The following is an 8,331-nucleotide window of genomic DNA, read 5'->3' as shown; positions in this document are numbered from 1 at the left end:
CAATGCTTTTTCACTAACTCAAAAAAAAAAAAAAACTACTTTAATCCGAATATTTTTTCGTGGTGCCTTTTCGTCTTATAGTGTACTCTATGTTATTCCGTCTAGTTAAACGTATTAGTATAGTTTGCACGAATAATAAAGATGTTTTTATAACATTAAAAAACTACAATTGTGACATTTTATTGCTCGGAAACGCATTTTTATAACATCAAATTTCGTGTTAAGCTGATTTCAGTAAAAGAAAATACGGAGGTTAATAAATTGAAAAGAGGATTTCAAATAACAACAAAAGTTCCAGGTAAAGATGAAACGGAAATAAACATAAAATCTTATTACAATAACTGGAGAACTGTGAATGGCCATATGAACTTACCTTTTGTAGCATTATATAAAACATTTAGAGATGAACATCTTGCTACATTAGAACCAGGACCATTACGCCTATATCTTTATTTTTCATTTTATGCCAACAATCAATATGGTCATAGTTGGCATAGTGTTGAAACCATAGCTGATTTTTTCGATACACAAACTCGAACAATAGACAATTGGATCAAAATATTAGTTGATAAAAAACTAATTTACAGAGAACAAAAAGGAAAAAAATCTCATACAACTTATTTGATTCCTTACAATAATTCTATAATTCCTCACACTTTGAATAGAAGATATCCAGATGTCCAAAAAAATATTAATAACCTATTTTCAAAGATAGAAGAACACAAATTTTTATACGGAGAAATAACAAAAGTTTATCAAATATTTCAATGGAAAACTAAAGAAACAAAAGGTAATAAAGATGATTCTTTTCAAATTATCTTAATTATTACAGAACGTGATGGAATAATTACAGGACATCTATGTAATATCACTAAACATGTTGAATTAACAATTAACACATTAGAAATTGATGAAGCAGCAATATTCAAAAGTCCATTTAAATATAAAGATGGAAACATAACAGGTATTGCATTAAAACAAAGTGTACAAATTCAACCTAGAAAAAACGTAAGTTACTTAATCGAACTATGTGAACAACTTGCTATCGTAAATGATGAAGATCTTAATCAACATCCAGTCATACAATATGAGTTAGAAAAAGAAATCATTATAGAAGAAAATAAAGAAGAAAAATAAATAACTAAAACATTATTAAATACAACGTAAATAAAGAGTTTGTTGTATTTAAAGTACAACAAACTCTTTAAAAGAAGATATTATCATGTATGTAAAATTGAAATTAATTTGTTATAAATTATACAAATATTGAGTATCATTAGTTATAAGATCGAATAAAAGCAAGGATTCCATGTTTTATCACTTCATTTTGTTCTCTTGGTATTCATATTTTTTCCTATAATTATATAAAAATGGGTTGCAATCCAATATATTCTTATGTTAATATGATAGGATAGAGTATTTGTGCATACATACATCTTTGTAAGGCAAAAAAAATAAGCCTTTATGGGCTTTTTTCGTTATGCTTTCACGGGTTCGCACCCCGTTTTATATAAATACTAAACTTTAAATTTAAGAAAGGACAATGATGCATTATGATATTTTTTCAAGAATTAAAACCGTTTTTAAAAAGAGGACAACTTATTATAAGTATTGCTGGCGGAACTATTAGTTTAGCTATTGCTACTTATATAGCTTTATGTCCAGCTATGAATAATGGAATACCGATAACTTTTTCACTCCTTCTAAGTGAAGCTAAATTTCAATTTTTAGGTTTCTCAACTTTTCTGTTTCTTTTAATTACCATTCTTTTTTATCCTAAAGGAAAAGAAATCTTTCAAAAGATTCGCACTCGATTGAAAGAACGAGATAAGCAGAAAGAAAAAGAGAAAACAATGAAATTTATATTAGAAAACAAAGATGAAGTTATTTCCGCACTCGGATTAAATCAAGAAAACAAAAGTGCTTAACACGGTTCGCACCCGTGATTCTAAAACTCCTTACGTTCGCACCGTAAGGTTTTTTTTATATTTTTTAACCGTATAATAAATTCTACTATAATTATCAAATGAAAACAAGCGGTTTCCTAAGAAAAAACCGACTTTACTAAGTTATCATATCTCTTAATAAAAAATCAACGTTTTTCTAATTATAACTATAATCTTCTTAATATATATATAAAAATCCATAAAAATGATAAATAATTTTTATCTTAACCTTTTTTTAATGAATTTAAACTAAAATTCATAATCAAAATTTCTAAAATAATTTATTATACACTTCACCCATTTCTAAATATTATTCATTAAAAAATAAAAATTATTATACTAAAAATATAACATAACAATAGCAAGGAAATGCTTGTATGCTGATCTGTACTGCATTCCCTTATTCTATGTATACTATATTCTTATTCGCCTTTTTCTAACAGTAGAACCACGAATCTTGGCGAAGACCTTGGTTTTTGCCCTGTCCTGGGGTCCGTCCTCGCTTTTTATTCCACGGTTCCCTTGACCACGAGCCTCCGAACCCTCAAACTCCCAAAGCTAACCCCAGCGGGCAAAAACCGCCCTTCTGGGGCCACCCCTGGCGAGTTTGCATGAGGGTTCCCCTCATCGTCAAGGAACTTTCGCGGCATAAACGCCAGGACTCAGCGATTCCACATGCGTCGCCACCACGGTTCCTTCTTAATCTCTTGTACTTCTTCATTGTTTACTTGTTGTTCAGATGAATCTATTTCTAATATTGCTTGTTTTTCTTCTATCATAATTCTTTTTAAATCTTGAATCTCTCTCATCAAATACATAATTTGTTCATCTTTCTTATTTACTTGATCTTTCATTGCTTTTTCTAATTCTTCCGCAACTATTTTTCTCACTTCATCTAAGGTAAACATAGTCTGTTCAAATGTTTGTTTAGAAGTGTTTTCCTGAACAACTTCCATATCAACAGCAATATATTTTTTAAAACCTTCTTTGTCTAATACTTCTAGAATCTCTTTATGAGGGACATTCTTTTTATTTCGAAGTTTATTAATAAATTTTAAAACATCCACACATTCAGAAGAAATATAGTACTTATTTTTCTCCCCCTGTTTGAATAGAATAAATTCTTCATAAGTATTGCAATTTCGTTTAATTGTCATTGAAGATACACCAACTTGTTTTGCTATATCTTCGGCCGATAGCCAAATTAATTCATGTTTTTCCCTAATCATTGTTTAAATCACTCCTATCTAAACAAACAAACAGCATCTGAACAGGACTCATAAACATTATTATATCAGGTGTTTAGATGCTGTTCAGATAAATTCCTTGTTCAGATGAATACTTATTAAAACTATTTAAACAAACAGCCAAACAACTTCATAAATTCTGTTCCAAAATAGGGATCCCCTAAGCATTCCTATATACACATAAATTAACTTTTTGTTTTTTAACATACTAATTTTTGATCAAAAAACAAGACATTCTATAAAATTGGAAATTCTGAATCAAAAAAGAGAGAAGAGCATAAGGGGTTTTTGGGCCCAAATAGGGGTTGGGACTAGGCGGAGCCTAGCTTAAACGTGGGTACACGAAAATTCCCAGGATGTCCACTCACTGACGACACAAAACCCTCCAAATGTCCCCATTGTGTCCCTAGATGTAGACTCAGTGAGTACACAAAGTCCCTTTGATGTCTCCATATGAGTACTCACTAAGGACATGATATTTTTAATAAATTGCAATCAAACATTACTTTAAAATACTAAAAGAAAACAATTTGCATCAAATAAATATAAATCTTTAATCTAGAATCAAATAACAACAAAATACAAAATGCTATTTAGGAGCTTCAGAATCCTTTTTAAAGAATATAAATCTAAAACAATACTATTTGTCGTGAAAACGAAAATAAGCGCTTAAAAAGAAGAATAGACAGGTTTAAAAGAAGGTTTTCCTTTGCTTTTGGGGTTGAGGCTGGTTCGTCGTGTGGGGACGAGCCCCCACGTATTACGTATCTATCAATGTGGTAAGTGAAATTATTAAGCGAAGACACTAGCGGTTCGGCTCGTATAATAGCAATTCAAGCCGATGATCCCCAATAGTTGCTTTTGGATGTATCGGCTTGGTGATATCCAAACTCGAGCCGAAAAAAGTTCCGCAAGGATGTAGCAAAGCGGAAAGGGTGGAGATTTTCTGTAGCAAAGCGAAAGAAAATACAACCCGTTCCTTGCGGAACTTTTAGCTCCTTATATAGAGAGTGAGAAGGGACAAGCATAAAGAAGTATAAAAAAACCAGTAATATCAAGGGTTTATAGGACTTTTTATACTTATCAAATTTGATAAGTTTACTTATCAAATTTGATAAGTATAAAAATGTAAAAAAAAGACATCTAATTGATGTCTTTTAAAAAAATTTAATAGGTAAATCTTTTAATGGTTTAGCTCTCATAATTTTTATAAATTGTATCTTTAATCCTTCTTCAATATTATCCCGATCTCCAGCATATAAAATATGAGGATTGATAAATAATGCATAAGACTTTACATTGCTATTTTCTACAACACTTTCAGAACGAGCAATGATCCCTTTTGTATATAATGCCTTTACAACTCTACTCACCTTAGTCTCACTTGTCTCTAAAGACTTTGCTAATTCTCTTTGTGTAAGCGGTAATGGTTGTTTCTTTTTGGGATTGTCTACAATTGCATTAGATCCAAAACCTATAAAAGGAATCAAACTCATTAAAAACACAATTTCTTCATTTTTTAAATAAGATATACTTTGTAAATAACTCCAATTGTCTTGAATAATTTGAACAAATTTAGCTTTATTTTTTACTTTTCGCTCTGGAACTAATTTCATTCCTCTTAAATTAGCTTTTGATTGAAGTTCATTTGCTAAATACATCTCTTCTTCTGACAAGATCTTCGAATCCTCGATATCTCTCAATCTTGCATTTTTTTCAGCTTGTTTTAAATTGATAGTATTTGTCATAACTTTTCTCCTCATTCCTAGTATTTACAACTAGTACGGAGACTCTTTTTATGCTATTATGTAATTAGAATTTTATAAGAATAAAAAAGCCTCTCATTATAGTTGTTTCTCGACAATTCAATTATATCATGATTGGCTTTTTTTGTTGTAACTAAAAGAAAAAGGACCCTATATATAGGACCCTTTTTTATTATTCTTGTAACCAAAAGCAAAGTAGCAATTAAGTATAAAAAATTCTAAAAGAGAAAAGGGCAAGCTACGGGTTTGTCATGACAAACCCTAAAAACTACGTTTTTGACTTGGTAGGAAATTCCTACAACCTGTACCGTTTTTTAGGTCTCAAAATTTCATTTCCTCGTCCTAAAACGGTTGTCGCTTCGCTCGATTTTCTATCTTTTCGAAAGTAAACTTTTGAATAAAAATTTACATTAAAAAGAAGCATAGAAAAACATTCTATTCTATACTTCTTTTTTTATAAACAACTCAATTCCCTTTAATTATTGACTTAAATTCACCAATAATAGAGCTAATCATTTTTTTAAAACTATCATAAAATATAGGCAATAAAATTCCTAATCCAAAGACTAATGATGATTTTATACATATCCCTACAAATATTAAGATAAAACTTATATAGAAACTAACGTAATTTTTATCATCAATCTTTATTTTTTTTTTGAAACTATCATTTCCCTTTATCAGATCATCTAGTGTTACATTGTAAAACTCACTAAGAATAATCAAATTATCAATATCAGGATAACTTTTATCATTCTCCCATTTATAAACAGCTTGTCTAGTTACTCCAATTTTTTTCGCTACATCTTCTTGGGAAAGATTTTGTGATTCACGAAACTTTTTTAATTGTTGACCTAAACTCATCCCCTTCACCTCTTAAAAAATTATTACACATAAAACAATAAAAAATAAAGAAACTATCAGTTCTATACATGTAAACCAATAGTTCACAATGGGGTACCGCCAACATTTCGGAAAAAACCCACGCTAAGCAAAAAATAAAATAAGCTGTCCATATGGGCAGCTTATTTACATAATTATCGTTATCAGAAGTTCATTATTTACAGGTTAAACTCATTGAAATTTGTCGATCTACAAAGCCAAATTCTTTATATAATTCTCTTGCAAAGTTCTTTGCATGAACATTTAATCGTATTTCTTTATGTCCTTTTAAAGACAATTCATCTATACCTGCCTTCATCAATTTCTTTGAAAGTTTTTGACCACGATACTCTGGTAAAATGTATAATTCGTAAATGAATCCTACACTCTCTTGTGAAAAATAATCTTTACCACTGCCAATTAGAATCCATCCTTTTAAGTCGTCATCATCTTTGGATACTAGGTAGTATGCTCCTTGTTCTAATGTTGTTTGTACAATCTCTTTTACTCGTTCTTGTGTAGGTTTAAAGGTCTTGGCCGTTCCTTCGTATAGAGCATTATCTGATTTTGCTAGAATTTCATTCAGATCATTTTTACTAGCTTGCTTAATCATATTTCCCCTCCTTTTTTTACATAACGCACGTTAGCGGAAGTCAAAATGTTACGTTACAATGATTACAATAGGGGGCAAAATTTCCTCTCCTAATTTTCCTACCGCATTTTGGACAAGTTACCACTCGACTTTCACTTGTTTGAAGTTCTATCTTACTTATTGCTATTACTCGTAAGGCAGCCATCCCTCCTATTAGAAGAAGCGTAATGAGCATTTCCATTTTTCTTGTTCTCCTTTCTTTTCATTACAGTTACCTCTAATTATTTTCTAAGAGGTTTTGTGATTTTACATTTTTCCGATGCTTACGCAGATGTAACGAACCCATCAATAAATTGCTTAGACTTAATGCTATGAGTACCCATGTAATTGCTTTTCTTATACCTTCTACATATTGTCCATACGCAACTTATCCAGAAGCCACGGCTAGCATGAAACATGAAATACTCATCCATAAATGATTGACCTGTCTTTTCATGATGAAATCTCCACCTTTTTTCCTTATTGTACCATTTCGAAAAAGTGATGTGCGGTGTTTTTTGGATTGTATATTCCATACAAGTATAGTTAACATAACGTCCTATTATCGGTAGCAATAAGTAAAGGAAGAACCCTACTCTCACAAGGGAACCTCCTTTTTTTGTTCTATCAATCTATGCAATTTTTTATACATTCCTATTATAGTGCGGTTTTAGGTTTATTGTTTGTTATTGGATTAGCCAAAAAGCTGTATAAAATCTTGCATGCTCTTAGCATGGTTTTTTCCAAAATGCTAGCGGTACCCCAATAATAAAAACCACAGCAATCGCTGTGGTTTTTACCAAAACTATGTTGTAAATGCTCCTAGCATTATATGTTGGATTTCAATTATAAGTTCCAATGTAAACTTTAGTATATTAGTTTACATTCAAATCCCCTTAAATATTGACTTCTCACCAAATCCCCTGATATCCTCAATTTACACAACAAAAGTATACATTCAAAACACTATAAATAAAGAGGTCAAAAATCCATGAACAAAAAACCACATCTCATTGATGTCCAACCCATTCGTAGCAAAGAACAGATTGAAGATATGAAATGGGCTCTGAAACGTCATTGTTCAAAAAGAGACTATATTCTCTTTCTTGTTGGAATTCATACCGGACTACGTGTCAGTGATCTACTCCAACTAGAAACACAAACCATAGTAAAACTAAAACGAAAAAAGAGAAAAGAATTTAAGATCAAAGAAGGAAAAACGAAAAAAGAACGCATGATTAATCTTACTTCTATTTTTGATGAAGTCTATTCGTATGCCCAAACCCTAGAAAATACCTGGTTATTCCCTTCCCGAAAAGGAGATCAGCCCATTAGTAAAATCCAGGCTTATCGACAATTGCAAAAAGCCGGAGATTTTGCCGGTATAGAATCTATCGGAACACACACTATGCGAAAAACCTTCGGTTATTGGTTCTATAAACAAACAAAAGATGTAGCCATGTTGCAAGAAATACTCAACCACAGTACTCCACAAATCACACTTAAATATATTGGTATTAACAAAGAAGAAAAAGACAATATACTAGATACATTCTTTATTTAATTTAAATATAAAAATTTCTTTAATAAAAAAGCATTGATTTTAAAATCAATGCTTTTTCACTAACTCAAAAAAAAAAAAAAACTACTTTAATCCGAATATTTTTTCGTGGTGCCTTTTCGTCTTATAGTGTACTCTATGTTATTCCGTCTAGTTAAACGTATTAGTATAGTTTGCACGAATAATAAAGATGTTTTTATAACATTAAAAAACTACAATTGTGACATTTTATTGCTCGGAAACGCATTTTTATAACATCAAATTTCGTGTTAAGCTGATTTCAGTAAAAGAAAATACG

At 30.6% G+C, this 8,331-nt stretch carries 8 protein-coding genes; 3 read left to right on the top strand and 5 right to left on the bottom strand.

Going from position 1 to position 8,331, the window contains the following annotated elements:
• The first annotated feature begins 261 nt into the window (after positions 1-261).
• Positions 262-1,137, top strand: coding sequence for a helix-turn-helix domain-containing protein (locus AC1DS7_RS28465; protein ID WP_476999387.1), 876 nt, complete (start codon positions 262-264; stop codon positions 1,135-1,137).
• 416 nt (positions 1,138-1,553) lie between these two features.
• Positions 1,554-1,928 carry a hypothetical protein gene (locus tag AC1DS7_RS28460; RefSeq protein ID WP_476999386.1) on the top strand — a complete coding sequence of 125 codons (375 nt, stop codon included), beginning with the start codon at positions 1,554-1,556 and terminating at the stop codon, positions 1,926-1,928.
• Between the two features lie 680 nt (positions 1,929-2,608).
• On the opposite strand, the gene AC1DS7_RS28455 is transcribed toward AC1DS7_RS28460, so the two are convergent.
• From AC1DS7_RS28455 to AC1DS7_RS28435, 5 genes are all read right to left on the bottom strand, one after another.
• On the bottom strand, positions 2,609-3,175 hold the full coding sequence (locus tag AC1DS7_RS28455) for a hypothetical protein (RefSeq protein WP_476999385.1): 567 nt from the start codon (positions 3,173-3,175) through the stop codon (positions 2,609-2,611).
• A gap of 1,175 nt (positions 3,176-4,350) precedes the next feature.
• The gene (locus AC1DS7_RS28450; protein WP_002205120.1) at positions 4,351-4,941 is read right to left on the bottom strand and encodes a helix-turn-helix domain-containing protein; all 591 of its coding nucleotides are present in this window, start codon (positions 4,939-4,941) and stop codon (positions 4,351-4,353) included.
• A 483-nt stretch (positions 4,942-5,424) separates the two neighbouring features.
• Entirely contained in the window at positions 5,425-5,823 is a 399-nt protein-coding gene (locus AC1DS7_RS28445; RefSeq protein WP_016103338.1) for a helix-turn-helix transcriptional regulator, read from the bottom strand.
• 193 nt (positions 5,824-6,016) lie between these two features.
• The gene (locus AC1DS7_RS28440) at positions 6,017-6,454 is read right to left on the bottom strand and encodes a GNAT family N-acetyltransferase (protein ID WP_016094626.1); all 438 of its coding nucleotides are present in this window, start codon (positions 6,452-6,454) and stop codon (positions 6,017-6,019) included.
• A gap of 302 nt (positions 6,455-6,756) precedes the next feature.
• Complete coding sequence (locus tag AC1DS7_RS28435; RefSeq protein ID WP_476999384.1) at positions 6,757-7,074, bottom strand: hypothetical protein; 318 nt, start codon at positions 7,072-7,074, stop codon at positions 6,757-6,759.
• 389 nt (positions 7,075-7,463) lie between these two features.
• Between AC1DS7_RS28435 and AC1DS7_RS28430 the strand changes: the two genes are divergently transcribed.
• Positions 7,464-8,036 (top strand): tyrosine-type recombinase/integrase, encoded by a 573-nt coding sequence (locus AC1DS7_RS28430; protein WP_476999383.1) that lies wholly within the window; start codon positions 7,464-7,466, stop codon positions 8,034-8,036.
• Positions 8,037-8,331: the final 295 nt, after the last annotated feature.

The sequence above is a fragment of the Bacillus sp. P4_E1 genome, from assembly GCF_056401715.1.
This window is presented reverse-complemented; position numbering and strand designations above follow the sequence as displayed.